The sequence below is a fragment of the Paenibacillus sp. MY03 genome (genome assembly GCF_002165585.1).
In the GTDB taxonomy this organism is placed as follows: Bacteria; Bacillota; Bacilli; order Paenibacillales; family Paenibacillaceae; genus Pristimantibacillus; species Pristimantibacillus agaridevorans.
The window spans coordinates 11,696-36,722 of record NZ_MXQD01000056.1; the positions used below are offsets into that span (position 1 = coordinate 11,696).

Consider the following 25,027-nt stretch of genomic DNA (forward strand, 5'->3'; position numbering starts at 1 on the left):
TCAAAGAATAACGTCGCTCCTGTCCGTTACGTTGCAGACTCGCTCGCGCCTATGAGACTTAAAACTTTTTCTACAAGCGGTCATGCGTACTAGGAGGAATGTGCTCTTAGTACGTAATGACCACATTCCCTCTCTTGCGTTCCGTATCCACGTATGCGTGCGCTTCCGGTATCTGCTCCAACGCATACTCTCGATCAATGTTCGCGCGGAGCCTCCCGACGTTGAAGAGCTCGGTTATATATTGAAGGTTATCTTTGTTCTGCATGAGGCCGGCCGTTGCGAATTTAGCTTTGCGGCCTCGCGACAGGGAGGAGAGGAGGACGGCGAATAGAATCGACATGGACGGGACGGTGGAGAGATAGACGCCGTTGGCGGTGAGTGATCGCTTGCAATCGCGGAATGTTCGTTTGCCGACAGCGTCGAAGATCACGTCGTACGTCCGGCCATTCCGCGCAAAATCTTCTCGGGTATAATCAATGACGGCATCGGCTCCGTTCACCAGCACCAGCCCAGAGTTCGCGCCGCTGCATACGCCGGTTACCTCTGCGCCGAATACCTTGGCGAGTTGTACGGCCGCCAGCCCGACCGCTCCGGAGGCGCCGTTGACCAGCACCTTCTGGCCGGGCTTCAGCTTGGCTTTGTCGCGAAGGAAGGTCAGCGCCGTGGGGGTACCGTCGCAGATCGCGGCGGCTTCCGCGAACGTCATGCCGTCCGGCATGACCGCAAGCGGCTTGGATTCCGGCAGGCATTTGTATTCGGCATGGGCGCCGAAAGTAGCCGCGCTAATGCCGAATACGCGATCCCCGACGCGAAACTGCTTAACGTTGCGGCCGACGGCGTCGACGACTCCCGCAAGCTCCGTGCCCAGGATGGGCTGCTTGGGTTTCTTCAGCCCGTAGACGAGCCTCACGATGAAGGGGTCTCCCTTGCGAAAGGCGCAATGCGACGGACCCACGGTAGCGGCCGCTACACGAATGCGAACTTCATTATCTCCCGGCTCCGGCTTAGCGACGTCCTGCAACTGCAAGACGTCCGGAGAGCCGTATCTCGTACAGACGATCGCTTTCATCCTCATTCCTCCTCGAAATAAAAAACTTCCTCAAGCGGAACGCCGAAGGCGCGCGCGATACGGAACGCGAGCTCCAGCGAAGGCGAATAATTGCCCTTCTCGATGGTAACGATGGTCTGCCGCGTGACGCCTACCAGATCCGCAAGCTGCTGCTGCGTCATCTCGTTCCGGTTGAAGCGAAGCTTGCGCACATGATTGCCAATCAGACTTTTACTCATGTCAGACTCCCCTGCGATAGTAATAAAGCTGCGCGATATACCCGGCAACCTCCGACAGGAAGGCGAAGCCGACGAAAGTGACGAACATCGTGTTCGGCGTCATGCCGAGCGCGAGCGTGCCCATGGCCAGCACGGTACCCATGCTGAACGTGTAATGGGTAACCCGGGTCGCCTTCAGATCGATCAGCTTGTCGAGCTCGTCGGCGAATGAAGGTTCGTCTTCGTTCGTGACCATCCGGTTAATGATCGAGAAGAGGATATGCAGAATAATTTTCGCGACGATGGTGACCGGGATCAGCACGATGACGAAGAGGCCCCAAAAGCGGAAGGGATCCTCTTGATCGAGAATGCCGAAGGGCGCGTTTTGAAAGACGTACAAGCAATAAGAGCCGAAGATCAGGAAGGTGCTGAGCAAATAAAAGAGCGTTTTTTTCTCTTGAAAGGACATACGGAACGCCTCCTCGACGCATGGAAAGTAAAGTTCGATATACACAATGTAAAGTAGACTATATATGAAGTCAAGTTAATTTTACCAATAGTATAAACGGGGCCGTTTATTGAATAGCGAGGAGGAGGCCGTCGATTCATTGTGCAAAACTGGAAATGGGGCTGCAATCCATTATCGCCAACCTGTTAACGGAAATAAGGGCCCTTATATGGTTCGTTTGGCGTGATTTTAAAATCTAACAGAACTCTGCGACGTTATTCGGGAGAAATCCAGGCAAACCGCGGACTTTTGCCCATCATAAGGGCTGTCAGTTCCACTAGATTTGCGAAGTGCGGCTTTTTGCTGAAATAACGCCTCTCATTTCCGTTCCAGTTGCTCCCGTTCATTTCTTACCGGACACTTGCCCGCAATTTCACCTATGCACAATGAATAGACAGCCTCAGGAGCGACATCATTTGGTCGAAATGAGGCAATATGATGCTCTTGTGGCATAAAGAGTAGTGTATGTCCGTTACGTTGCAGCCTCGCGTCTTTGAGTTGAAATTTACTCTAGACGCGGTCGCTCGTCGCCGAAGGAATTCCCGTAATATCAATATCTGCACCATATTGGACTCGGAGAACTCCCGCGGAGATTCCTTACATTTCATTTCGCTGCACCGTCAAAAGACGTCGCAGGAGCTCCCCCGCCTATACGATCCATCTACGAATCTTTCAGGGACGATTTCGCAAAAAAATGGGCAAAAAATAGGAAACATAGATTAAAAGGGCAACGTACAGACGGGGAAATGCCCTAAATAATGTAAACTTGTCCATCGAAAGAGCTTGTTATGCTCGGCATATCGCGGTTCATAACCGGAATAGGTTAAGTAGTAGCGGGAGGTGCGGTTAATGGGCGGATGGTCGAAAGCATGGAGGCTGGCGTTGCTCGTATCGGGAACCATCGGCTTGAACGTCGCGGCTTTGTCTCCCGGCCTGGGCGGAGCGAGGCTGACGGGAGGGAGCTCCTTCGAGACCGCCTTCGTCGTCACGCTTATCGTCATGAGTCCGGTCGTGCTTCTGACTGGCAGCCATGCCATCCTCTTTCGCGATGCTTCCTCCGCACCGCGTCTGCCGGAATGGCGTTCGCCGGAGGCGTACTGGCTTGCATTCGTTCGATTCCGCCGCAATCGCGTGCTCAGACGGGAGAGCGAAGCCGCATTATCTCAGCTGGAGCGCATGGAGAAAAAGGTGAACGTCTTGCTGGGATTGTTGGGAGAACGGTTTAATCCGACGGAATTAAGCTACAAGAGGTTCGCATCGGCGATTGCAGCGGTCGAGGAGTTGTTCTACGGCCATGTGCGAGAATTGCTGGGATTGCTCCGCCTTAGAGAAGCGTCAGCGATGGCAACGGGCTGGTCGGCTGAATCCGCGGGTTATTTGGGGGCGAATGAAGAAATTCTGCTCAAGCTGGACGGTCTGCTTGCGGAACTGACAAGGCTCGGTGGCGCGGATTACCGGGATGTGCTGCTCATGCCGTGCATGAAGGACATCGACATCTTAATCAACCAGACCAAATACTACAAGCCGTGAAGGGGGGATAGAGATGGCCGGCAGAAGCGGAGGAAGAACGGCATTGCTGCTTGGAGCAATCACGATATTCGTCTTCGTGGCCGTCTACTACGGGATTGCTTTCACGTCGGACTGGGGCCAGCCAGCGGGCGTAGCGTCGACGAGCAACGCCGATAAACGTCTGGATAAGCTGGTTCGCCGCATCGACGTGACGATAGCCGAGCCGGTAAAGGGGATCGTTGACCTCGCCCCCGTCCAGGTAGGCGATTCGCTGCCGGATATCGAGAAATATCCCGTAACGGTGCAGCCGTCAACAGGCAGCTATGCGGAGATCTTCTCGTCGACGGAGAAAGGCGGAGAAGGCGTCGACGGCTGGTTGGCGGAGGCGGCGCAAGCATTCAATGATGCCGGTATTGTTCTGAACGGAGAGCGCGTATCGGTGAAGCTGCGCAACATCGCCTCCGGCACGGCCGCCGATTATATCCGCTCGGGAAAATACGTGCCGGATGCGTTCACGCCGTCGAATGAGCTGTGGGGAGCCATGATTCAAGAGGACGGCATTCCAATCGAACTACTGTCGGAAAGACTCGTCGGCAATGTGGCGGGAATCGTGACCAAGAAGGCGAAGCATGACGAATTGGTGGCGAAGTACGGCTTCGTCGGCGTTAAAACGTTGACGGACGCGCTCGCGGAGAACGAGCTTGCGATGGGATATACCGATCCCTTCGCCAGCTCGACGGGGCTTAATTTTCTGGTGACATCCCTGGAGACGTATGGAGGTGGGAACCCGCTTGGCGAGGAGGCCGTTCAAGGTTTCCAGCGCTTCCAGGCCAATGTGCCCTTTATCGCCTCTACGACGCTGCAGATGCGGGAGGCGGCAAAGTCGGGCATGCTGGACGCGTTTGTGCTGGAATATCAGACCTATATGAACTCTCCTGACTTGCGCAGCGAGTATGTTTTCACGCCGTTCGGCGTCAGGCACGACAGTCCGTTGTATGGTTTGGGCAACCTGACGGTGCAGAAGCGGGACATTCTTCTGTCCTTTGCGGAGTTCGTCACGACGGAGAGATGGCAGCAAGAGGGAACGCGCAAGGGCTTTAACGGTCTGGAGGAGTATCGGCCGGAGAGCAAGCCGATCGACGGCTCCATGCTTGCGCCTGCCCAGAAGCTATGGAAAGAGAAGAAGAACGGGGGCCAGGAGGTTGCTGCAGTCTTCGTGGCGGACGTGTCCGGCAGCATGGACGGCGAGCCGCTAAACCGGCTTAAGGAATCGCTGCTGGCAGGACAGAAGGTGCTCGGCAGGGAAAACAGCATCGGGCTAGTCTCCTATTCCAGCGAGGTGAGGGTCGAGCTGCCCATCGGTACATACGATACGAATCAGCAATCGATGTTCGTGGGGGCGGTGGAGAGCTTGCGTGCCGGCGGCGAGACGGCTACCTTCGACGGCATCGCAGTAGCCATGAAGCTGCTTCGCGAGGCGTTGGTCGCGCGCCCTCAAGCAAAGCCGGTTATCTTTGTTCTCAGTGACGGGGAGACGAATACGGGCCATTCGCTGGACGATATCCGCAGTCTGGTCGAGACGTATCGCATCCCGATCTATACGATCGGCTACAACGCTAATGTGGAAGCGCTGGGGAGCATCTCTGCTATTAACGAAGCCGTCAGCATGAATGCCGACACGGATGATGTCGTATACAAGATCGGCAATCTGCTGAACGCGCAAATGTAGGAGAACGAATTACGGGAGGGGATCCAATGTCATTCTCGATGGAAGTAGTGAGTCCGGAGGCCATACGGTCTGCGATCGAAGAGCAGGTGAAGCCGGTTCCGCAGGAGGTTGAGCAGCTTCGGACGCTCGCGCGGAGCAACGTTGCCGCGATTCTGGAGGTTGATCCGGAGGCTCCCGAGAAACGCAAGGACATCATGACCTCGCTGGAGCTGTTCGGCATGGCTACCATGCGTTCTTCCGCGGAGAAGAACGGCTTGCTCCAGGTGTCCGTCGGCCAGCTGTCCAGGGCGGGCGACGAAGGCGGGCAAGTCGCGCAAGGGTTGACGGAGCTGCAGCTTCAGCTCAAGGATCTCGATCCCGGCGCCGTCGATTTCGCGAAGCATGGCATGCTGGGCAAGTTCTTCAATCCGCTGCGGAGCTACTTTGCCAAATATCAACGGGCCGACGCCGTTATCTCGGATATCATCGTATCGCTTGATAAGGGCAAGACGGTGCTGCGCAACGATAATACGACCCTGGAATTCGAGCAGCAGGCGCTTCGCGAGCTGACGAAGCGGCTCCGCAAGGAGATACAGCTTGGCATGCTTATGGACGAGGAGATCGAGGCGCAGCTCGGAGCGGCCAGGCTGAGGCAAGAGGAGGATGACCGCATCCGCTTTATCGCGGAGGAAGTGCTGTTCCCGCTCAGGCAGCGGCTGATGGACCTGCAGCAGATGATGGTCGTAAACCAGCAGGGAATCATGGCAATCGAGGTTGTCATGCGGAACAACAAGGAGCTGATTCGCGGCGTTGATCGGGCAAGAAACGTGACGGTGTCCGCGCTTAAGACGTCGGTGACGGTGGCAAGCGCCCTCTACAATCAGCGTATCGTGCTGGGCAAGATCGAGCTGCTGAACCAAACGACGGATATGCTGATTAGCGGCACTTCCAGAATGCTCAAGGAGCAGGGAGCCGCGATTCATAAGCAGTCTCTGGAGTCCAGCATTTCCGTTGACACGTTAAAGCAGGCTTTCACCGACGTTATCGCGGCGCTGGATTCCATCAGCGTCTACAAGCAGGAGGCGCTTCCTAGAATGCGAGAGACGATTACGCAATTCCGCGAGCTGGCGGATACGGGCGAGCGCCAGATCAAACGGCTGGAGCAGGGTCAGCGGCTGGCTTTATAAAGTTGCCCAACAATAACGCCGTTCCATTGCGACAGGGCTGCCGGGTTGCTTCCAACACCCCGGCGGCCCTTACGTACTTCGGTTGAACGGTAATGGTCCAAGCTTTATCAATATCGGGGAGAATGGACGTGGCAGCATAATTGGTATTGGAAGGAAATGTTCGAAATAGAGCGAAATAGAACATAGATGGAATCTACTATGAAATCTACTCTTTTTTCGGAGGAATGATATGCATAAGGCGCATTTGAAAAAGAATATAACCCGATTTTTTGTTTTATTTATTGGGGTTTTTATTATTTACAGTATCTATATCCACTTAGAGTACAGGCAGAATTTGAATCAAATCCAAGATAGAAATGATCAAATTTTTTCGTTTATATCTGTTGCGGGGAATAACTTGGCAAACAGGCTTACGGAATTTGTTCAGTTGCCAATTGAACAGGAAAATAGCAGTGAAGTGAAAAAAGAGTTGTACAACAATTGGAGGATTGTTAGGGGTGAAAGTAAAAGCATTCATTCCGAACTACAGGCCATTTCAACCGTGCATATGAGAAAGGAAGCATCTGATTGGAGTTTACTACAATACAGCTTATTTCGTGTGGACGGCTTTATTGATGGCATGACCAATAAGTTTCTGGAACAGCATTCTTATGCAATTAGTAGTGAAGAAAAAAAGAAGATGGAAGCGGTTATTACCATTTATAAAACAATACATGCGGAATCAGAAGATGAGTTAGTGGACTTAGAAAACATTTTGCTGTCTATAAAGGAGCCCATGCTGGTTATTGACGATTATTACCAAATTACACTTGAACGAGTAGGCAGATCAACGCAATAATTTATGATTAATAATCGTGATACCGCCTAAGGTACAACCTTGCGAACATCGGCATACGATGTAGCGAGGAGGTGATTCAAAATGTTTGGTACGCTTACTCATTGGATGGAAGTCGCGATGTGGGTCGTAATGGGTTCGATGGCGCTCGATCTGGTAATCGGGCTGTTCAAATCGATGTCGGGAGGCAAACTCTCCCATGAGCTTGTGCTGGGCTACCTGAAGGATATGGTGTATTACGTGCTTCCGCTCTTCATGCTTGCCGGGCTTGCAGCCATGGATGTGACGGGCTGGGTCGTCCTTGTCGGTTATTACTTGGGGGCACTTGCCGTAGTCATCAAATATCTCATGGATATGAAATCCAAATTGTAAACGTATACACCTGCTTAGATCCAACGACGTTGCTGGAAGGATGAAAGTCCGGACCGCAACGTCATAACGGAAATAACAATAAAGGCGATGTCGGGAACTGTCCTGAGCATCGCCTTTTATTTGAATTATAGGAAAGTATAAGTTTTCTCCATACTTGCCCAATAATTCTCGGAATGAAACGCGCTGCACCGCCAAAGGACGGCGACAGCCATTTCACCTTGGATGTATTGCCTTCACAATTGTCTATGAATTATGGACTGCAGGAACGGTGTTCCCTCTTAGCGGAGACCGGAGGGGAGCCCTTAATCCTTGGCAGCTTTGGGAAGCAGGGAGATGGCATATAGCGCCGCCACGCCGACGACGATGTACACGATCTTCGAGCCGATCTCGGCCTGGCCGCCGAACAGCTCGCTGACGACATCGTACTCGAACAAGCCGACGGACAGCCAATTCAGCCCTCCAATAATGACTAAAACCAAGCTAATAAGGTTGAGCGTCTTCATACGAATACTGCCTCCTTGGGACGGTCGTGAGAGAGCCCGGCTGGGAGGGACCGGGGATTCTTTCACTCCGAATCTTGGTTAATCCATACAATGTTATGAGCAAATGCTATGGATTATGCACAGTTCGCCGGAGGAACCGATTTCGAGCCGGGAATTGTTTATCACAATCACCGAGAATACTCCTGCCTCTAAGCTACTATACTCACGAAGTGAGGGCGTAGGCAGGGGATGAATCGGGAATTTTGTTGATGGATATATGAGAACGTATGTGCTACAATTATGGGAGTTAACAACAATACTTCCCCATGCTGGTGGTGATTCTACGCGATGCTCCATCATAAGACATTCAAGTTTCGGATCTATCCGAGTGTAGAACAAATCGTGCTCATGCGCAAAACATTAGGTTGCAGCCGCTTTGTATTCAACCACTTCTTGACTAAGTGGAAGGAGTCGGTTCAGGCTACGGGGAAGGGCCTTTCTTACAACGCCTGTGCCACGCAGCTTCCCGCTTTGAAGCAAGCCTTTCCATGGTTGAAGGAAGTAGACAGCATCGCCTTGCAATCGGCGGTCCGACATTTGGCTGACGGGTTTGAGCGTTTCTTCAAGAAGCAGAATGAGGCTCCTCGTTACAAGAGTCGCAAGCATCCGGTGCTGAGCTATACGACCCGGTATACGGGTGGCAACATCAAGGTAGACGCGAAGCAATTACAGTTGCCCAAGCTGGGACGGATGCCGCTTGCCAAGTCCAGAGAAATCGAAGGCCGGATTCTGTCGGCAACGGTACGCTTAGCCCCAAGCGGCAAATGTTTCGTAGCGCTGGTCTGTGAGACGGACATTCAGCCGCTTCCGAGAACAGACCGCATCCTTGGCATCGATCGGGGCATCAAGCAGTTGGCAGTCCCTTCGGAAGGACCCGTACTGGCCAATCCGAGATATACGCTTCGGTATGAACGAAAGCTCGCGAAGTGGCAGCGCAGGATGGCGAGGAGAGTGCCGGGCGGAAGCAACTGGCACAAGGCGAAAGAAACGTGGCCCGCATCTACGAGAAGATACGAAATAGCCGATTAGATGTGATCCATAAGCAGACCACGAGGTGGATTCGTGAGAACCAAACGATCTGCACCGAGGATTTGCGTATTGTGAACATGATGAAGAACCGGCATTTGGCTAAGCATATAGCGGATGCAGCGTGGGGAGAAATGAGTCGCCAGCTTCACTACAAGGCGAAGTGGTATGGCCGCACGATCAAGGAAGCGCCTACCTTTGCCCCAACCAGCCAAACCTGTCATGTCTGCGGGAGCAAGGAGGCAGAAGTGAAAGATTTGAGCGTTCGAGCGTGGACCTGTCAGGTCTGCCAAACGTTGCATGACCGCGATCGCAATGCCGCGCAAAACATAAAGAGTATGGCCCTGTAACAAAGAAACAGGAACTGCGGGAACCGCAGGGATCGCTTGGTGTACGAGTTTTCGCAAGAAAATATCGATACGACTTTGCTCCATGAGGAGCAACAATCCAAGAATTCCCCACCTCTAAGGTGGTGGGAGTGTTCAATGGGTTAACGTTAAAATCATAGTACAATGAATTGAGTATTTCCCACATAATATTGACCGGAAAATTCAAATACATCATGAAGAAGGCGTCCCCAGTGAGAATCGTATCCGCTTATTACTTCCTTATGTACCTGATGTCCAGCGTTCTGCTGCCCTATACGAGCCTGCACTTTCATGATCGCGGCTTCAGCCCTTCCACGATCGGATATATTCTTTCGTTATGGGCTTTCGTAGGCGTCATTGCGCAGCCTGTAATGGGACTGCTTAACGACAGGCTCCAGCGTACCAAAGTTCTGCTTTTCCTGCTCGTGCTTATCACGCCGGCTTCAGGCCTGCTGTTTTATACGTCGAATGCGTTCGGGGCTATCGTCGCGGTGTCGCTTCTCTTCGCCTGGTTCCAGTCTTCGCTACCGTCCATGAGTGATGCGGCCGCCGTCCAGATTGGCAGAACGCAGGGCTTCGCGTTCGGCAACGTACGGCTGTGGGGAGCGCTCAGCTATGCCATCGGAGCATTTGCGGTTGGATTCTATTACGAGAAATACGGGTACGATCATGTATTCCTTATGTACGCGCTGCTTGCAATTCCGACTGCGGCGATTGTGTTTCTGCTGCCCGTGACTCATACGAACTCGGCGCGTATTAGCGTATTCCAGCAACTGGGGGATGTGGTTAGGAACCGAACCTTCCTGTTCTTCTGTCTCATTTCCTTTATGACTATGCTGGCCGTCACGGCGAGCGCGACATTTCTGCCGCTATACTTCGACGAACACGGCTTCGACAAGCGGTTTTTGGGGACGGCGATAGCGCTGGCCGCGCTCATCGAGGTGCCGATGTTCTGGTGGGCGGCCAAGCTGGGGAACAAGTTCGGGAAGTCTCTGTTGCTCGCGGCAGCGGCATCGTTGTATGCGCTGAAGTACCTCATTCTGTTTCTGACCAGCAACGTGTACATGACGCTGGCTACGCAGTTGTTGGACGGAATCGCCTTCGCCTTCTTCGCCGGCGTGGCGGTGGAGCTTGTGGATCGTCTTGCCGGAGCCAGAACGAAGGCGACTTATCAGACATTGTACGCGGCGGTAACCTGGGGGCTCGGAGGAATCGCGGGCAACTTGATCGGAGGGCAGATCGTGGAGCTTCGCGGCGTCGCGTTCCTCTATTTCGTACTGTTCTTGTTATGCGCTTCTTCGGCGCTCTTTTACACGAGAGTCAGGCAGGAGCATTCGAAACTTCCAAAGGCGGGAGCGTAAAGGGGGGTTAAGCGATTCGTTCGTAGCGTTCATGCCGGGGCATGGAGATGTCGTGCTCTTCCTTCAAGACAGAACGCAGCTCGTTCAACAGGACGTCCAGCTCCTGCTGCAATTGGCGCAGCTCGCTTCTGCAGCGTGCCTGAAGACCGTCCAGCTCGGCGGGGGACAGTTGATGCTGCCTAATACGGTAGATGAGCTTGTTGGCAATCGTTTCGTTGTCGCATAACCGGGGCGTATACATAATAGCGGGCTCAGCTTGAGCTGACATGATCGTTGATCTCCTTCGTCGTTATAGATTTGTTCCCGATAGGGAATTCGTTTTACAAATCCAACTTTAACAAACGATTGTTAAAAGAATGCCTTAAAAGGATCAAATTTATGTAAGAATTGGATTAAGTCATTTATTACCTTGATCCTCCAGGTCGCGCTTGATAGAATGTTTTCATTCGCGTGCCTCGCCCTGATACCGGGCCAAGCGGCAGCGTATGGAGGTGCTGGATATGCTTTTTTGGGGAATCCATTTCTTGCGCTTAAGGTAATGAGATGGTTTATACGGCTATGTCAATGCCCATGCCCAAAAAAGAAGGAGGAATCTCCATGTATACCGATTGGAAGAGAAAGTTCGCCTTCATCTTTAGCGGACAGCTCTTCTCGATTCTTACCACTTCGATGGTACAATTCTCGATTATTTGGCATCTGACGGAGACGACGCAATCCGCCGTCGTGCTCATGATCGCGAGCCTCGTCGGCTTTCTGCCGCAAGCGCTGCTCGGCCCGTTTATCGGCGTCTGGCTCGACAGATGGAACCGGAAACTTACGATGATCGCGGCTGACGGAGCGATTGCGCTGTTCAGTCTTGCATTAGGTTTGTATTATTACTTCGGCGAGCCCGGACTAGGTTTCGTCTATCTTGTTCTGATGGCGCGCTCCATCGCTTCGTCCTTCCACGCGCCTGCGTTTCAGGCGGCTATTCCGCTGATCGCGCCGCCGGATCAACTGACGCGCGTGGCAGGCTGGCAGCAAATGGTGTTCTCGGCCTCGACCGTGCTCGGCCCCGCGCTTGGCATCGCGGTATATTCCGCAACCTCGCTTGGAGCCGTGTTGCTGTTGGACGTGGCTGGCGCGTTGATCGCAAACATCATGCTGATGCTCGTTAAGATTTCTCAGCCGAAGTCCGAGGCGGCGGAGAGACCTCAGTTCCTGGCAGAGTTCAAGCTGGGTTGGCAAACCTTTATACAAGTGAAGCCGGTGGTCATTATTACGGTGGCTACCGCGGTGTTCTCGATTGCGTTTATGCCTCTCGGCACATTGTTCCCGTTTATGACATTGTCCCACTTCGGACGCGGCGGATATAGCGCCAGCCTTGTGGAGGCCGTCTTCTCGGCGGGAATGATCATAGGTGGATTGCTGTTATCCGTTGTCGCCTCCAGGTGGAAGGACATCTCCTATATCGTTATGAGTATGGTCGTGATGGGCGCCACCTGCGTGGCAAGCGGAGTAATCAGCCGGGAGGCCTTTGTCGTTTTCGTAATCCTCTCCTTCCTCATGGGAGCGGCTGCCCCGTTCTTTAACGGACCGTATATGGCGATGATTCAACGCGCTTATGATCCGGCGATGCTGGGAAGGGTTATCTCGCTGGTAACGAGCATCATGCTGTTGTCCTCGCCGATCGGCCTGCTAATGGCGGGACCGATTGTGGACAAGTACGGCATCCAGAGCTGGTTCCTCGGCTGCGGAATCGTAACGGTACTAACAGGTGTTGTATTGTTTGTTCTATCCAAACGTCTGCATGTGCCGGAGCGGGAGTCGGAGTCGGCCGCGAGTTCTGCAGTGTAATGAAGGGGTGTCTCCAAAGCCTCGAAAGGAAGATAGCGCAATTGTTCTTCCCGAGAGACTTCGATGGAGGTATCTCCACCGTAGCAGCAAGCGCGAGGTGAGGCCAATCGTATACCGCATCGGAAAATAGATGGAAAAGCTCCCATTAATCTGGATGAAACGGGCTATCGACTCGATTTAGAGGGAAAAACACCCTTTCTTCGGGGGGATTCTGCCCGAATCCAGCTTTTCGACCTGGATTAGTGGTAGGAATTCCCTCTAAAGCGCAAGCAAGGGCGTAGATGGGGATACTAGAGGGCGTTTTTCCTCTTATTCCGAGAGAAGGGTGATCGAACAGACAAGAGCGACACTTTTGCCCTTTTGTGGCGATAAATCTTCCTCTAAACGCGGACGCTCATCTTCGAACGGCCTCGATAGAGGATTATTTTCTCGAAACGAGCCGCGCCGCCAAAGGACGGCATAGCCGTTTCACCTTGAGAAAGAGGACCTCATCCTCCGCTTTACAGTGGAATTTGAGGTCCTTTCACGTATAAATCGGGATGTTTGGGACGGCCACATATCATGCGAACACCTTTAGACGGCTCTTCTTTCTGTAATGGAGGACCTTGCGATTAGAAATCGGCATTGCCCATTTTGCCTGCCTGGAAGTCTGCGTAGGCTTGAATGACTTCTTCGCGCGTGTTCATAACAAACGGCCCGTATTGGAACATCGGCTCGTCGATAGGCTCTCCGCCCAGCACGAGTACTAGCGTGTCGTCGCTCAAAGCTTCGATGGCTATGCGTCCTTCGGCATTGTCGAACAACACGAACGCGCCTTCGCCGACCTCGCGCTCGCCGTTCACTCTGGCGCTGCCGCGCAGGATGATAGCTCCCGTATTGTAGCCCGCCGGCAACTCGAATTCGGCGATGCCGCCTGACTTAAAGGCGATGTCGAACAACGTGATCGGCGAAAAGGTCTCCGCGGGACCGCGCGTGCCTTCGTATTCGCCTGCAATAATGCGAACCTCTCCGCCGTCATTCGGCAGGGCGACCCGGCCCATATTCGCTTTCAGCAGCTCCTGATATCTTGGAGGATGCATCTTGTGTTCGCGCGGAAGGTTGACCCAAAGCTGGATGAAGTGGAACACGCCTCCGCGTTTGGCGAATTCTCGCTCGTGGTATTCCTTATGCAGCAAGCCGGAGCCCGCCGTCATCCATTGGACATCCCCGGGACCGATGATGCCATGATTGCCATGGTTATCGTGATGCTCTACATACCCCTCGTATGCAATCGAGACAGTCTCGAACCCCCTGTGGGGATGCGCGCCGACGCCTCTGGCGGAATCGCTTGGCGGGAAATGGTAAGGCGCGTTGTAATCGAGAAGAATAAAGGGACTGATCCGTTCGCCGAGCTCGTTGCCGGAAGGGAAGTAGTTGGATACGCGGAAGCCGTCGCCGACCATATGGAATGGCGCGCCGCTGCGAACACTGTCGATAGGTCTATATGTTGTTGTCATGAAGAACACGCTCCTTGGTTTGGGATTTAACCTTAATATTAATTATCTTAAATTAAAGATATCATGCCGAAAGGTTGTTGTCAACCAGCGATGCCATGACCTGTAAATATGTCCATAACGTCCAAAAAAGCGTTCACCTCCAAGCCCTGTCCAGTCCGCTATAATAAGCTTAAACCTAACTTATTATAAATGGAGGAATTATACCATTATGAACATGTATACCAATCCGCCGCTCGTCGTTAAAGACGAGAGCTTAAGAGATTCCGCTGCGTCGTCTGCTCCCGCCTATCATCCTGACCCGTACGTGCTCAAGTGGAACGGAAAATATTATGCCTATGCGACCGCCGAGGCCGGTGTTACCTTGCTGACATCCAAGGATATGAAGACGTGGACCTTCCAAGGATTCGCCTATCAGGAAGAGGGACGCAGCGGTTATTGGGCCCCTGCCGTCATGTACGATAATGGACAATTCTATCTCTATGTTTCCAATATGCCAAGCGGGGGAGACGACGTTCATCAACAATTCATGCGGGTCGCGGTATCCGCAAGTCTGGAAGGCCCGTTCGAATATCGGAAGACGTTGTTCGATACGTTCTCTATCGATGCGCATGTCGTGCGCGATACGGACGGGGGTTTCGTCTTGTTCTATTCTACGAACGAAACTTACGGCATTGATCCTCATCGGGCGGGTACGGTTATTCTGGCGGACAGACTGCTGGATCCCTTCACGCCGGAGGGCAAACCGAAACTGATCGTCAGGCCTACGCTGGACGAAGAGGTATTTGCCGTAAATCGCTTCGGCGACGGAAGGAACTGGCATACGATTGAAGGCGCTTTTCATCTGAAAAGGGGCGCAAAACATTACGTTATGTATAGCGGCAACGCTTATACCAGCCCGTATTATTATGTCGGATACAGCATGGCGGATCATGCCGCGGATCATTCGCTGACGGAGCTCGAGTGGAGCAAATATCCGGACGACGACACTTACGAGCCGCTGCTGAGGCAGAACGCCAAGGTAGAAGGCGTTGGCCATAACAGCGTCGCAAAGGCGCCGAACAACGTAGACGACTGGATCGTCTATCATGGGCGCGAAGTACGCGGGGATGATGCGGCGGACGAGAAAGAACGAAGACAGCTGCGGATGGATCCGCTGCTGTGGCATGGGGACAGAATGATGGTGCCGGGACCGAGCTGGGAGGCCGTGGCTGCGCCCGCGATGCCCGCGTTCAGGGATCTGTTCGATCGTAAGGATACGGCACAAGGCGATGAGATCGGGAGTGGCTGGACAACCAATGGAGGAGAGTGGCGGATTGACGGGGGCAGCCTGCTTCAAGCAAGCCAGTTCGGCATTAGCCGGGCATTTGTCGAGCCCTCCTATGCCCATGCGCTTTTCGAACTGAACGTACGCTGGGAGCGGAGCCACATGGGAGGTTTGTACGGTGCCGTGCTGCAAGCAGGAGACGAGACAAGCCTCATCGAGGTGCTGTTCGACGCGGGCAAACGGACGATCGGCATCTACGAGACGGTGCGCGGCATTAGGCTGGAGCAGCGAAGCCGCGTTCTTCCGGTCGGATTCCGATTCGACGTATACCATCAGGTAGTGATTCGTACATCAGGAAACGCCGTCATGGTGGAGCTGGACGGGGTGCAGACGTTGTCCGCCTCCTGCGTTTCTCCAGTTCAGCGTTACGGTCTCGTCACTCACTACACGTCCGTTTGCTTTGCCGGTATTTCGTTAACAGGTTTCTTGTCTTTCCTGGAGACTGGAGCGGCGGCTTGCTTGTCGGCTTGCGAAGTGTCGGCCGGCGATTGGAGCGCGGCAGGAACGGCGTTGACCGGCTGCCCGACCGCAGGATTATCGTCCCTCCGTCTTAACAACCCGTTCCAGGATGAGGCGACAACCTGCCGCTTCGAGCTGGAGGGGGGGATCGCTAAGCTCCAGCTGTCGCTTGTTTCGGCGAATGGCGAGGTCCGCTCCGTCATCCTCCAAGACAATTCGATTGTCGGAGGCTGCACGTGGTTTATCCGCCATGCGGGACAACGTCTGCACATCAGCATGGACGGCGAGACTGTGTTATCCGAGTCCGTACAAGGGGAAACATGGCGGTCGATCGCGGTGTCCTCGGAACGCAAGATCATATTGAGCCAATTGGAATGGACGGCGCTGGGATCCTAAAAAATTGTCCATAGTATACAAAAAGAAGACATTTTTTCGCCTTCCCCGCAAAGGTATGATGGGAACCAAGGTGAAACGGCCGCACTGTCCTTTGGAAGCGCAGCAAGTTTCATTGGGAGAATCATCTACAAGGGGGAAACGAAAGGATGAAAAAAGCTACAACTTGGTTATCCGTACTGACGGTATTCGCAATGGTCGCAACGGGCTGCAGCAATGGCGGCGATGCCGGAGGCAAGACGGAGAGCGCTTCGGGAGGCGCCGGCAAGGGCAAGAAAACCGAGTTTTTGTTCTGGACGCCGTTCTCCGGAGCAGACGGCCCGTTTATGAAGGAGATCGTCGACAAATACAACGCTTCCCAGGACAGCTACAAGATCAACTTCGTTATCCAGCCCAACGGCGAATACTACAAGCAGCTTGACGTGGCGCTCAGCACGGGCAAGGAACGTCCGGATCTGATGATCATGCATCTGGATCAAATTCCGACTTACGTGAGCAAGGGACAACTGCAGGAGATGGATACGCTGGCGGGAGCTGCCGGCATTAATAAGACGGACTACGTGGAAGCCGCGGTCAACTACGCGACGATCGAAGACAAACTGTACGGCATTCCGCTCGACATTCACCCGCTTGTAATGTATTACAACAAGGACCTGCTGGAAGCCGCAGGCATCACAAGCCCTCCGACGAATCGCGAGGAATTCGACGCGGCGGTCGAAAAGGTAACGAACAAGGACAAGGGCGTCTACGGCTATGTCGTACCTACGCTCTGGCCGCAGCAATTTATCTTCCCGACACTTGTGTGGCAGAACGGCGGCGAGCTGTGGAACGGTACCGATGTTGCGTATAATTCGCCTGAAGCGGTCGAAATGATCCAGTGGCTGCGCGGAATGGTCGACAAGGGCGTATCGCCGGGCAATGTACAGCAGGATGGAGAGAACACCTTGTTCCTTCAAGGCAAAAACGCCATTCAATTCAACGGTCCATGGATGAAATCGCAATTCGACGAAGCGGGTCTCAATTATGGCGTCGCGCCTGTGCCGCAAATCGGCAAGGCGAAGCAAGCCGTGTTTGGCGGTTCTCATAACTTCGCAATTCCGAAAGACGTAAAGGATGAGGGAATTATCGCCGGCATTGGCGACTTCCTCAAGTATGTTTCCTCCAATTCGCTGGAGTGGGCGGAATCCGGTCAGGCGCTTGCCGCCAAGCCGATGATCGAGAGCGCCGAATTCAAGGCGCTGCCGCAAAGCGCGATCGCGGACAGCTTCTCTTACGTGCAATTCGCGCCGAACGTGCTTAATTGGCCGACGATTTCCGAGCCGATCTGGGGCGAGCTGAACAACGCGCTGCTGGGCAAGAAGGATGCCCAGAAGGCGATGGACGACGCGACGGCGAAGTCCAAGCAAGCGATCGGCAAGTAAGACGGACGACCGAAAGCGGGAAGGACGGAGCGGAGGCAAGTGCGGCTCCGTCCTTTTTTTACCACAAAAGAAAGTATCAGTTTTCGGTCCTCGAAAACGGATTTCTTATTGGCGATAAAACCTACCTTATGCTTCCGAAGCGGCTTTGCTATGCAATGCTGGAGGTCGCTCATCCTTTGAATAGCCTCTTACTCACTCCACACGTTTCTTCGGAAAGAAAATGTCTTTTAATGTGAATGAGTCGTTTCCGTACCGGGGCTGTGGCGGAGCTTTATGATGGTTTTTAGAAGGACGCTGCATTCATCAGTCGTGCAGAAAATAAAGGGAAAATCGCCCACTATTCTCGCTTATAAATGGAATTTTACTACTTTAAGAGGAAATCTTCCCTCTAATATCCATCCAAATGGCGTTTGCCCATCATTCGGCTTGAATTAGGGGGACAATTTCCCTCTAAAACATCGCAGCGACAACAGGGTAGTCAATTAAAGGGGGTTTTTCCCTTTATTAAAACGTAAGGGGAGCATATGTGTTTGCGAAAGGACGCTGTCAGCCGTTTTTTCTTAACACATAAACGTAAGGTTCCGAGCTTGCATTGGATGTGAAATTCTTATTGGCGATATAACCTACTTTGAACGCACAAAGGACGGCGACAGCCGTTTCACCTTGTTCGCGCGACATACATGTCAGTAACGTTGGAGGGATTGCATTTATGAGAACGTCCTGGATGTCCAGGTTAACGTCTGCTTTATTCGCATTGCCGTATACGCTATGCTTCGCCATGTTCCTGCTGTTCCCGATCGGGTACGGCCTCTATATCAGCTTGCATGACTTCGAATTGTTGTCCGAGGAGCATCCGTTCGTCGGACTTGACAACTATATCGCGATCTTTTCGGGAGGAACTTACGAGAATAGCGTCTTCCTTCGGGGCCTCTGGGCGACGGCCCAGTTCGTGCTGTTCTCCGTGCCGCTGCTCATCGCGGTGGGGCTGGGGCTCGCCTTGCTCGTCAACGTTTTGCCTGGCCGCATTCGCGGGCTGTTCCGCACCTTCTATTTCATGCCTTACGCGATCTCGGCATCCGTTATGGCGGTCATTTGGCTCATGATGTTCGACACGAACGCCGGATTCATTAACAGCATGCTGATGAAGCTGGGCATTGATACGATTCCGTGGCTGACGGATACGCCCTGGGCATGGGTATCGCTAATCGCGACGACGCTGTGGTGGACGATCGGCTTTAATATGATTATTTTCATCAACGCGCTTAACGAAGTGCCCGAGGACTACTATGAAGCCGCATCCATTGACGGAGCGACCGTTTGGAGCAAGTTCGCTTACATTACATTGCCGTCGATTCGTCCCGTCATGCTGTTTGTCATGATTACTTCGACGATCGCTTCGTTTAACGTCTATGCGCAGCCATTTCTGCTTACGCGCGGGGGGCCTGGCGATTCGACGAAGGTGCTTCTAATGAACGTGCTGGATCAGGCTTTCATTCGCAAGGAAATCGGCAGCGCGTCCGCGATGGCCATTATAATGGCGCTGCTCATCATGATCATCTCGGTCGTGCAATACAGACTGACTTATGGAAGAAAGGAGAGTGGCGTCTAAGATGAAAGGAACGCGCAAGCTATTATGGATACTGCTGGCGACCGTCATCGCGGCCATCTTTCTGCTTCCCCTCGTCTGGATGATCTCGACCTCGTTCAAAAACGACTTCGAGGCGCTGGCCGGACAGATGAACTTTATCCCGAAGAAGCCGACAATCGAAAATTATGTGGAGGGACTATCCGGCGAGCTGATGAACGTGCCGATCGTACGCTGGATTACAAACTCTCTGTCGGTGGGCGTTATCGGCACGGCGATCGTGCTGCTGATTGACTCGATGGCTGCATTCGCGCTCGCCCGCCTGTCCGACTTGCCGTTCAAGCGAACGCTGTTTGCGATGTTTGTCGCATCGCTTATGATCCCGGGCGTGCTGACGTTTTTGCCGATGTATATGGAATTTAACGCGCTGGGACTGATCAACACGTATTCGGCACTGATATTGCCTTATACCGCGGGCGCTTTCGGCGTCTTCCTGCTTTATCAATTTTTTATCTCCTTCCCCAAGGAGATCGAGGAGGCGGCCCGCATTGACGGGGCGAACAAGTGGCAGATCTATTCTCGCATTCTGCTGCCTGCGTCCGTTTCCATTATGGTCACTCTTGGCATCTTCACCTTTATGGGGATATACAACGACTTCGTGTGGCCGCTGTACGCGACAACTTCGCCGGAGATGCGGACCATTACGGCCGGTATCGCTCTGATGGCGCAGGGCAGCTATACGCAGGCGTACGGCAAGCTGATGGCGATGACGACGATTGCGACGCTGCCTGTCTTGATCGTATTTATTTTGGGACAACGTTCGTTCGTCAGGGCGATTACGCAAGCCGGCGTGAAATAAGGGAAGGAGAGAGTATGCGGATGGGGCGAAGACGGGGATCGAAGAGCATATACTTCGGGCTGGGGGCGGTCTTGCTGACCGCCCTTGCCGCTATTTGGATAGGGACGGTGAACGGGTGGATGAACGGTAATGATGAAGAAGCGGTCCCGTACGCGGGTCATGGAGGGACATTCAAGAACGCGATCTCCGGGATGGATACGCCGGATCCCAGCGTGGTCTACAAAGATGGCTTCTATTATATGACGTTTACGCATAACGGCGCGGACGTCATGATCATGAAGTCGCGCACGCTGGACTTTAAGCACGCGGAGCGCAAAGTGGTCTGGTATCCGCCGGTCGATACCGCCTATTCCGCCAACTTATGGGCCCCGGAGATTCAATATATACGCGGCATGTGGTACATCTACTTCGCGGCCGACGACGGGGCGAACGAAAATCATCGGATGTACGCGCTGGAGGCGGATACCGACGATCCTATGGGAGAATATACCTTCAAGGGTCAAATAACGGATGAATCCAATCGCTGGGCGATAGACGGTCTCGTCATGGAGCATGAAGAGAAGCTGTACTTTGTATGGTCAGGCTGGGAGGCCGACGTCAACATCGCGCAAAATACCTATATCGCTCCGATGAGCGATCCGCTGACGATCAGCGGTCCGCGCGTGCTCCTGAGCGCTCCCGATCTGGAGTGGGAGCGGGCGGGAGGACCTCCTTACATCAACGAGGGACAGGCGATTCTGAGTAAAGACGGACGCGTGTTTCTCGCGTATTCGGGAGCGGGCAGCTGGACGCCGCATTACAGCATCGGGATTTTGGCGCTGACGCCTGGCGGGAATCCGCTGGATCCGGCTGATTGGGAGAAGTCCGCGCTGCCGCTTATGGCGATAGACGACGAAGCCGGCGTGTACGGCCCGGGGCACAACTCGTTCGTGAAGTCGCCCGACGGCACGGAGGATTGGATCGTTTACCATGCGACGAGCGGCATTACCGACGGCTGGAATAATCGAAAAGCGCGCGCGCAACGCGTGTTATGGGGCGATGATGGGTTGCCGAGCTTCGGGAAGCCGTTGTCGACGGATTCCGCGATTCCGGTTCCTTCCGGCAGCGGTATCTTCCTGGCCGAACACGCGGGAACGGCGGAAGGCGGCGGTCTGCTCTTTGACAGCTTGCCGCTGGGTGCCGGAGCCGCGCAGCAAACGCCGCTGCTGCTGCATTATCGCAATGCGACCGGCACAGGCGCGGCCTTGCGGTTGGAAGCGCACGGCGGCGAGCCGGTAGAAGTCGCTCTGCCGGCGCTTGCAGGCGATGAGACCGGCTACGTCTACGCCTTGATTGGCTTTGCGGAGGGGAGCAACAGCGTAGTAGTGACCGGCGCCGAGGGACAGCTGCCGACGGGCATTCAAGTGACCGCGCTGGAAATTCCGCGTTATGAAGCGGAGTACGCGCAGGGCGGCGAAGGCATGGCAGCCGAAGATAATCCGTTCGCTTCGGGCACAGGGGTCATGAAAGGCGAGGGCGGCAAGCTTGCGTTCGAATCCGTCATTGTACCGGAGACGGCTCCATATACGCTGCGGATCGCGGCAAGCAATCCATCGTCAAACGAGATTGCCCTGCATGTGGAGACATCGGGCAGCAAGAAGGAGACCGTGCAGCTGCCGCCGACTGCCCGCAGCGAATACCCTGTTACGGAGCTCCGGCTGAAGTTGCGGAAAGGCGCCAATTCGATTACACTAAAGCCTGCCTCGGACGGGGTATCTATTGATTATATCGATATCGTGCGATAGCGGTAAAACAGACGCGTACAATCAGGAGCTGCCACAGCCGAAAGGGGTTCGAAGGGATGAGATCTGCGGGTTCAAAAAAAGATTGGCGAAGGCTTGCGGCATGTCTGCTTGCGGGAGGTTTGCTCGCGGGGACGTTGGCAGGCTGCGCGCGGAAAGAGGCGCCTTCTCCGCAGCCCGAGCCCAAGCGCGACGTGATCCGCCTGGATTACTGGACCCCCTTCAGCGGCGGCGACAACCAGTTTATGACCGAGATGGTGGAGCAGTTCAATGCTCAGCAGGACGACATAGCGGTCGTGCAGACCAACACCAGGCTCGATGATTATTATTCGCGCCTCCGAACGGCGATACTGGCCGGCAATGCGCCCGATGTCGCAATCATTCATACGACGAGCATGCCGCAATTCGTCCAGAATGGCTATATCGAGAATTTGACGGAGTCGGCTCGGGAGGTCGGTCTTGACTGGAATGACTTCACCCCCCATATTCGCAAAGCAACGGAATATGACGGGAGCTCCTATGGCGTTCCGCTGGATACGCACGCGCTCGTTATGTATTACAATAAGTCGCATTTGCGCGCGGCCGGCGTCCTTGACGAAACGACGGGGAGGCCGGTCATCGATCCGGGACCCGGAGGCTTCGCGGCATTTCTGGAGCGAATTCGCTCTGCTGTAGCTTCCGATGTGGCGCCGCTCGCAATGCCGAGTACGCGGATCGATTCCGTCTGGTTCTGGTGGAGCTTGTACAATCAGATGGACGGAGGCGGGACGTTTTACAGCGAATCCGGCATGCAGGCCAGGTTCGACAACGCCAAGGCGCTGGAGGCGCTGGAGTTCGTCAACCATCTATATGCAACAGGGTTAATTCCGCCGGATATCAACGATTCCTTTAAATTGTTTCGCGATGGCAAGGCTGCCGTCATCATGCTCGGCATGTGGGGAACAGGAGCCTTCGAGCATGCGGAGTCACTCGATTTCGGCGTCGTGCCGCTCCCCGTTCTATACGATCATTCCTCGGCTTGGGGAGATTCGCATACGCTGGCGATTCCGACCAAACACGGCATGACGGAGGAAAAGCGCCATGCGGCACTAACCTTCTCGAAGTGGATGGTCGAGCATGGCGAACTATGGGCGCAAGCCGGTCATGTGCCCAGCATGACGAAGGTCGTGGAGAGCAAGGCGTTTACCGATCAGGAATATCGGGGCGATTATGCCGCCGTCGCCAATTATGTCGCTTATTGGCCGCGGCATGTAAAGCAATGGTCCGCGATCGAATTGTTAATTCAGGAGTTCGAGAAGATGAACTACAAGCAGCAGACGCCTAAGCAGACGCTTGAGAATGCGGTTAGGAAGGTAAATGCGCTGGCGAGCGGACATGGGGAGAACGCGGAATGATCCGGAAACTGACGCAAGGATTCCGGAACCAGGAGCTGGCGCGCAAGTTGATCTGGATCAACTGTCTGCTCGTGCTTGTTCCGCTGGCCGCAATGGGACTTTATACATTCGGCAGCTTTGAGAAGGCGATGGAGAAAAACGTCGGCAGCTATCAACTGCAGACCGTCAAGCAGATTACGCTTAACATCGACACGTATATGAACGAATTAAACCGATTGACGCTGTCCCCCTACTCCAATAAGGATATCATGAGCTTTATCAGCTCGCGGCGGACGCTTGGACAGAGATTGGAATTGAAGGAGATCGAGGCGCTCAACCAATTCGTCTCGTCGATCTTTATCAATGGCCGAATCGATATAATGGGCATCTCGTTGTTTGGGGAGAAAGGGGCCTCGTACGTCGTACTCCCCGAGAGCCAATATGTGACGACGTATAAGCTGGATGAAAGCGCCGAGTGGCTCATGAAGGCCAAGGAGCGTTTCGGGCAGCCGACCTTTATCACGACGCACGAGGTGCAGGCGACGAGCGGCATGTCGTATGAGGTGTTCTCGATCGCCCGCGAGCTTCGCAGCTTCGATACCGGCGAGACGCTGGGCTATATCGTGCTGGATATCGACCCGGCCTCCGTCCGCAAAATATTGCTGCAAGCCGACCCCGTCCGCAAGGAGTCCATGTATATCGTTGACGGAGGCGGCCAGCCGGTCATTACGCGGGACGAAGCGCCGGCAATCGCGGATCTCGGCTCCCCGCAAGGGGAAGGGATGCTTCATATTGACGGCGGAGATACGGAGAAGCTGCTTGTCGCATATGTAACCTCGGACGTAACGGGCTGGACGACGGTAAGCGCCGTTCCGGTCCGGGAGCTGATGAAGGACAGTCTTTTCGTCCGCAATTCCATCGCGCTTGCGGGTTTTATCTGCATCGGACTGGCGATGCTGATCTCCGTCTTTCTCGCGTTTCGTATAACGCTGCCGCTGCGCAAACTGAGCCGGTTGATGCGAAAGGTCGAGCAAGGCGAACTTAACGTCTCGTTCCCCGTCACGTCGGCCGACGAGATCGGTCAACTGGGGAGCACGTTTAATACGATGGTGTCCAAGCTGAGCGAGCTTGGTTATCTGCTCTACGAAACGGAGATAAGGGAGAAGGATGCCCAGATAGCCGCGCTGCAGAGCAAGATCAATCCGCACTTTCTGTACAATACTCTGGGCTCCATCAGCATGTACGCCGAGCTTGAGGGGAACCGGGAAATCGTAACGATGGCGAACAATCTCGGCAAGCTGCTGCGTTATAGCCTGAGCAGCCGGAGGGAAGCCGTCACTTTGCAAGACGAGCTTGTGCACGTCAAAGGATATATGAGTATACAGAAGATCCGATACGAGGAGCGCATCGCGTTTGAGACCGACATCGACGAAGGGGCGCTTGGCTGCAAGGTCATTCCGCTCATTATTCAGCCCATCGTCGAAAATGCGATTAACCACGGCATCGACAAGGGTGTAGGCGAAGGCCGGATCAAAGTATCCGGACGCGAAGCGGAGGGCGTGCTGACGATCGTCGTAGAGGACGACGGCATCGGCTTCGGAACGGAGGAGCTGCAGATGCTGCGCGAGCGGCTCAAGCATTCCAAGGATCTCGGAGGCAAGACGGGCAATGGACTGTTGAACGTGCATCGGCGAATCGAACTGCATTATGGCGAACCTTACGGTCTAGCCTTGGAGAGCATGCCGTATCAAGGGCTTCGGGTTATTATGACGCTCCCTGCCATGACGGACGGCGGAGAGTAATCGATCAGCGGGGGAG

20 protein-coding genes and 1 pseudogene are annotated in these 25,027 nt (G+C 54.1%); 15 read left to right on the forward strand and 6 right to left on the reverse strand.

Going from position 1 to position 25,027, the window contains the following annotated elements; genetic code table 11:
- Positions 1-106 precede the first annotated feature (106 nt).
- Genes B1748_RS30860 through B1748_RS30870 form a run of 3 tightly spaced genes read right to left on the reverse strand, consistent with a single transcriptional unit; the run spans position 107 to position 1,735 of the window.
- Positions 107-1,069 carry an NAD(P)-dependent alcohol dehydrogenase gene (locus tag B1748_RS30860; protein ID WP_087571808.1) on the reverse strand — a complete coding sequence of 321 codons (963 nt, stop codon included), beginning with the start codon at positions 1,067-1,069 and terminating at the stop codon, positions 107-109.
- 2 nt (positions 1,070-1,071) lie between these two features.
- Complete coding sequence (locus B1748_RS30865; protein WP_087571809.1) at positions 1,072-1,287, reverse strand: helix-turn-helix transcriptional regulator; 216 nt, start codon at positions 1,285-1,287, stop codon at positions 1,072-1,074.
- 1 nt (position 1,288) lies between these two features.
- Positions 1,289-1,735 (reverse strand): hypothetical protein, encoded by a 447-nt coding sequence (locus tag B1748_RS30870; RefSeq protein WP_087571810.1) that lies wholly within the window; start codon positions 1,733-1,735, stop codon positions 1,289-1,291.
- A gap of 888 nt (positions 1,736-2,623) precedes the next feature.
- On the opposite strand from B1748_RS30870, the gene B1748_RS30875 reads away from it, so the two are divergent.
- The 5 genes from B1748_RS30875 to B1748_RS30895 all read left to right on the forward strand — a co-directional run bounded on the left by B1748_RS30875 (position 2,624) and on the right by B1748_RS30895 (position 7,385).
- Positions 2,624-3,304, forward strand: a complete 681-nt coding sequence (locus B1748_RS30875; RefSeq protein WP_087571811.1) for a hypothetical protein — start codon at positions 2,624-2,626, stop codon at positions 3,302-3,304.
- Between the two features lie 13 nt (positions 3,305-3,317).
- Positions 3,318-5,012 (forward strand): VWA domain-containing protein, encoded by a 1,695-nt coding sequence (locus B1748_RS30880; RefSeq protein ID WP_087571812.1) that lies wholly within the window; start codon positions 3,318-3,320, stop codon positions 5,010-5,012.
- Between the two features lie 26 nt (positions 5,013-5,038).
- A complete protein-coding gene (locus B1748_RS30885; RefSeq protein WP_087571813.1) occupies positions 5,039-6,178 on the forward strand; it encodes a toxic anion resistance protein in 1,140 nt (379 codons plus the stop codon).
- A 229-nt stretch (positions 6,179-6,407) separates the two neighbouring features.
- Positions 6,408-7,016: a hypothetical protein gene (locus tag B1748_RS30890; RefSeq protein ID WP_087571814.1), complete on the forward strand. Its 609-nt coding sequence runs from the start codon at positions 6,408-6,410 to the stop codon at positions 7,014-7,016.
- Positions 7,017-7,097: 81 nt separating this feature from the next.
- Positions 7,098-7,385, forward strand: a complete 288-nt coding sequence (locus B1748_RS30895; RefSeq protein WP_087571815.1) for a hypothetical protein — start codon at positions 7,098-7,100, stop codon at positions 7,383-7,385.
- 302 nt (positions 7,386-7,687) lie between these two features.
- Here the strand turns inward: B1748_RS30895 and B1748_RS30900 are convergent, their stop codons facing one another.
- On the reverse strand, positions 7,688-7,888 hold the full coding sequence (locus B1748_RS30900) for a DUF378 domain-containing protein (RefSeq protein ID WP_087571816.1): 201 nt from the start codon (positions 7,886-7,888) through the stop codon (positions 7,688-7,690).
- A gap of 327 nt (positions 7,889-8,215) precedes the next feature.
- On the opposite strand from B1748_RS30900, the pseudogene tnpB reads away from it, so the two are divergent.
- Both tnpB and B1748_RS30910 read left to right on the forward strand, forming a co-directional pair.
- Positions 8,216-9,303 (forward strand): annotated as a pseudogene (tnpB, locus tag B1748_RS30905) (IS200/IS605 family element RNA-guided endonuclease TnpB).
- Positions 9,304-9,533: 230 nt separating this feature from the next.
- Entirely contained in the window at positions 9,534-10,682 is a 1,149-nt protein-coding gene (locus tag B1748_RS30910; RefSeq protein ID WP_179215909.1) for an MFS transporter, read from the forward strand.
- Positions 10,683-10,689: 7 nt separating this feature from the next.
- Here B1748_RS30910 and B1748_RS30915 read toward each other — a convergent pair whose 3' ends face one another.
- On the reverse strand, positions 10,690-10,950 hold the full coding sequence (locus tag B1748_RS30915; RefSeq protein ID WP_087571818.1) for a hypothetical protein: 261 nt from the start codon (positions 10,948-10,950) through the stop codon (positions 10,690-10,692).
- A 329-nt stretch (positions 10,951-11,279) separates the two neighbouring features.
- On the opposite strand from B1748_RS30915, the gene B1748_RS30920 reads away from it, so the two are divergent.
- Positions 11,280-12,518 carry an MFS transporter gene (locus B1748_RS30920; protein ID WP_087571819.1) on the forward strand — a complete coding sequence of 413 codons (1,239 nt, stop codon included), beginning with the start codon at positions 11,280-11,282 and terminating at the stop codon, positions 12,516-12,518.
- 611 nt (positions 12,519-13,129) lie between these two features.
- On the opposite strand, the gene B1748_RS30925 is transcribed toward B1748_RS30920, so the two are convergent.
- On the reverse strand, positions 13,130-14,014 hold the full coding sequence (locus B1748_RS30925) for a pirin family protein (RefSeq protein ID WP_087571820.1): 885 nt from the start codon (positions 14,012-14,014) through the stop codon (positions 13,130-13,132).
- Positions 14,015-14,222: 208 nt separating this feature from the next.
- Here B1748_RS30925 and B1748_RS30930 point away from each other — a divergent pair, with 208 nt between their 5' ends.
- The 7 genes from B1748_RS30930 to B1748_RS30960 all read left to right on the forward strand — a co-directional run bounded on the left by B1748_RS30930 (position 14,223) and on the right by B1748_RS30960 (position 25,011).
- Positions 14,223-16,193 (forward strand): glycoside hydrolase family 43 protein, encoded by a 1,971-nt coding sequence (locus tag B1748_RS30930; protein ID WP_087571821.1) that lies wholly within the window; start codon positions 14,223-14,225, stop codon positions 16,191-16,193.
- Between the two features lie 146 nt (positions 16,194-16,339).
- The gene (locus tag B1748_RS30935; RefSeq protein WP_087571822.1) at positions 16,340-17,611 is read left to right on the forward strand and encodes an ABC transporter substrate-binding protein; all 1,272 of its coding nucleotides are present in this window, start codon (positions 16,340-16,342) and stop codon (positions 17,609-17,611) included.
- A gap of 709 nt (positions 17,612-18,320) precedes the next feature.
- Positions 18,321-19,220 carry a carbohydrate ABC transporter permease gene (locus B1748_RS30940; protein ID WP_087571823.1) on the forward strand — a complete coding sequence of 300 codons (900 nt, stop codon included), beginning with the start codon at positions 18,321-18,323 and terminating at the stop codon, positions 19,218-19,220.
- A 1-nt stretch (position 19,221) separates the two neighbouring features.
- A complete protein-coding gene (locus B1748_RS30945) occupies positions 19,222-20,055 on the forward strand; it encodes a carbohydrate ABC transporter permease (protein WP_087571824.1) in 834 nt (277 codons plus the stop codon).
- Between the two features lie 20 nt (positions 20,056-20,075).
- The gene (locus B1748_RS30950) at positions 20,076-21,839 is read left to right on the forward strand and encodes a family 43 glycosylhydrolase (RefSeq protein ID WP_087571825.1); all 1,764 of its coding nucleotides are present in this window, start codon (positions 20,076-20,078) and stop codon (positions 21,837-21,839) included.
- 56 nt (positions 21,840-21,895) lie between these two features.
- Entirely contained in the window at positions 21,896-23,230 is a 1,335-nt protein-coding gene (locus B1748_RS30955; protein ID WP_087571826.1) for an ABC transporter substrate-binding protein, read from the forward strand.
- The gene (locus tag B1748_RS30960) at positions 23,227-25,011 is read left to right on the forward strand and encodes a cache domain-containing sensor histidine kinase (protein ID WP_087571827.1); all 1,785 of its coding nucleotides are present in this window, start codon (positions 23,227-23,229) and stop codon (positions 25,009-25,011) included. The genes B1748_RS30955 and B1748_RS30960 overlap by 4 nt, the downstream gene beginning before the upstream one ends.
- The last annotated feature ends 16 nt before the right edge of the window (positions 25,012-25,027 follow it).

Excerpts from the sequence above, each read along its gene's own strand:
- B1748_RS30860 (WP_087571808.1), bottom strand. The coding sequence starts at position 1,069 with ATGAAAGCGATCGTCTGTACGAGATACGGCTCTCCGGACGTCTTGCAG.
- B1748_RS30865 (WP_087571809.1), bottom strand. The coding sequence starts at position 1,287 with ATGAGTAAAAGTCTGATTGGCAATCATGTGCGCAAGCTTCGCTTCAAC.
- B1748_RS30870 (WP_087571810.1), bottom strand. The coding sequence starts at position 1,735 with ATGTCCTTTCAAGAGAAAAAAACGCTCTTTTATTTGCTCAGCACCTTC.
- B1748_RS30875 (WP_087571811.1), top strand. The coding sequence starts at position 2,624 with ATGGGCGGATGGTCGAAAGCATGGAGGCTGGCGTTGCTCGTATCGGGA.
- B1748_RS30880 (WP_087571812.1), top strand. The coding sequence starts at position 3,318 with ATGGCCGGCAGAAGCGGAGGAAGAACGGCATTGCTGCTTGGAGCAATC.
- B1748_RS30885 (WP_087571813.1), top strand. The coding sequence starts at position 5,039 with ATGTCATTCTCGATGGAAGTAGTGAGTCCGGAGGCCATACGGTCTGCG.
- B1748_RS30890 (WP_087571814.1), top strand. The coding sequence starts at position 6,408 with ATGCATAAGGCGCATTTGAAAAAGAATATAACCCGATTTTTTGTTTTA.
- B1748_RS30895 (WP_087571815.1), top strand. The coding sequence starts at position 7,098 with ATGTTTGGTACGCTTACTCATTGGATGGAAGTCGCGATGTGGGTCGTA.
- B1748_RS30900 (WP_087571816.1), bottom strand. The coding sequence starts at position 7,888 with ATGAAGACGCTCAACCTTATTAGCTTGGTTTTAGTCATTATTGGAGGG.
- B1748_RS30915 (WP_087571818.1), bottom strand. The coding sequence starts at position 10,950 with ATGTCAGCTCAAGCTGAGCCCGCTATTATGTATACGCCCCGGTTATGC.
- B1748_RS30920 (WP_087571819.1), top strand. The coding sequence starts at position 11,280 with ATGTATACCGATTGGAAGAGAAAGTTCGCCTTCATCTTTAGCGGACAG.
- B1748_RS30925 (WP_087571820.1), bottom strand. The coding sequence starts at position 14,014 with ATGACAACAACATATAGACCTATCGACAGTGTTCGCAGCGGCGCGCCA.
- B1748_RS30930 (WP_087571821.1), top strand. The coding sequence starts at position 14,223 with ATGAACATGTATACCAATCCGCCGCTCGTCGTTAAAGACGAGAGCTTA.
- B1748_RS30935 (WP_087571822.1), top strand. The coding sequence starts at position 16,340 with ATGAAAAAAGCTACAACTTGGTTATCCGTACTGACGGTATTCGCAATG.
- B1748_RS30940 (WP_087571823.1), top strand. The coding sequence starts at position 18,321 with ATGAGAACGTCCTGGATGTCCAGGTTAACGTCTGCTTTATTCGCATTG.
- B1748_RS30945 (WP_087571824.1), top strand. The coding sequence starts at position 19,222 with ATGAAAGGAACGCGCAAGCTATTATGGATACTGCTGGCGACCGTCATC.
- B1748_RS30950 (WP_087571825.1), top strand. The coding sequence starts at position 20,076 with ATGGGGCGAAGACGGGGATCGAAGAGCATATACTTCGGGCTGGGGGCG.
- B1748_RS30955 (WP_087571826.1), top strand. The coding sequence starts at position 21,896 with ATGAGATCTGCGGGTTCAAAAAAAGATTGGCGAAGGCTTGCGGCATGT.
- B1748_RS30960 (WP_087571827.1), top strand. The coding sequence starts at position 23,227 with ATGATCCGGAAACTGACGCAAGGATTCCGGAACCAGGAGCTGGCGCGC.